Raw genomic sequence first — 1,025 nt, 5'->3', positions numbered from 1 at the left:
ATGACGGCGAAGCCCTGGTAGAACATCATCTGCACCTGCAGTACGTCGTTGGTGGCGCGGGTGATCAGCGAGCCGGCGGAGAAACGCTCCACCTCCTGCAGCGAGAAGCCCTCCACCGCCTTGAAGTAGTCGCGGCGGACCTCATAGCCCAGGCGCATCGCCAACCGGGACGAGAAGTACGTGGCCACAATGGCCGCGGCGACCTGCAACAGGCTGAAGCCCAGCATGATAGCGCCGTAGCGGTAGATCTCCGAGCTGGAGCCCGAGGCGACGCCCTTGTTGATGATGTCGGCGTTCAGATTTGGCAGGTAGAGTGCCAGCAGCGCCTGCGCGATCTGAAAGACCATCAGCGCCAGCACCTGCCACTTATACGCTTTGAGATAGTGCGTCATGATGCGGAACATGCGTCATTCAACTCCTTTCCTTACGTCGTGTCGTCCAGTGAATCGAGACCAGACTACACACACGTAAGGAACTATCTTTCACCGTAAGCTAATCGGGTGCGGATACGCCCGACACGGAGATGAGGACGCTTGCGAGTCGTCAGTGCGCGAACGCGGACCAACGGCCGTTGGCGTGCGTCACGTCCAGCGGCAGGCCGAACACGGCCGTCAGCCGTTCCGAAGTGAACCCGTGTTCCAGGTCACCGGTGTACACGATGGTGCCGGGCGAGGGATTGTTGCCCGCCACGTTCGCCCTGTAGGCGTCGGCCTCGTCGCCGCTCATGCGGCCCATGACGGCCACATGGTCGAACCCGGTCGGAATCTCCTCCAGGCGGTGCGTGACCAGCAGCACGGTGCGGTCGGTGTCCTCGGCGCCGATGCGGCTCAACGCCCGCAACGCCAGCTCGCGTCCGCCCAAGTCCAGCCCCGTGGTCGGCTCGTCGAGAATCAGCAGATCCGGGTCGGCCATCAGCGCGCGGCAGATCAGCACGCGAGTGCGCTCCCCCTCCGAGAGCTTGAACATCTGCTTGCCCTCCAGGTAGGCGATGCCGAACTCCTCCATCAGCCCACGCGCCTTGGCGA

Annotated in this window: 2 protein-coding genes; both read right to left on the bottom strand. The window is 63.4% G+C overall.

Annotated features, from left to right (window positions below):
• Nucleotides 1-404, bottom strand: a 404-nt coding sequence (locus tag H9626_RS15730) for an ABC transporter transmembrane domain-containing protein (RefSeq protein ID WP_262892002.1), incomplete at its 3' end; no start/stop codon positions are given.
• Between the two features lie 139 nt (nucleotides 405-543).
• Nucleotides 544-1,025 (bottom strand): ATP-binding cassette domain-containing protein (locus tag H9626_RS15725; protein WP_191710823.1); only part of this gene is annotated, 482 nt, incomplete at its 5' end.

It is taken from the genome of Phocaeicola faecium, from assembly GCF_014837055.1.
Classification (GTDB): domain Bacteria; phylum Bacteroidota; class Bacteroidia; order Bacteroidales; family Bacteroidaceae; genus Phocaeicola; species Phocaeicola gallinarum.
The sequence above is the reverse complement of the archived record's forward strand: the minus strand, read 5'-3'. Positions and strand labels throughout refer to the sequence as shown.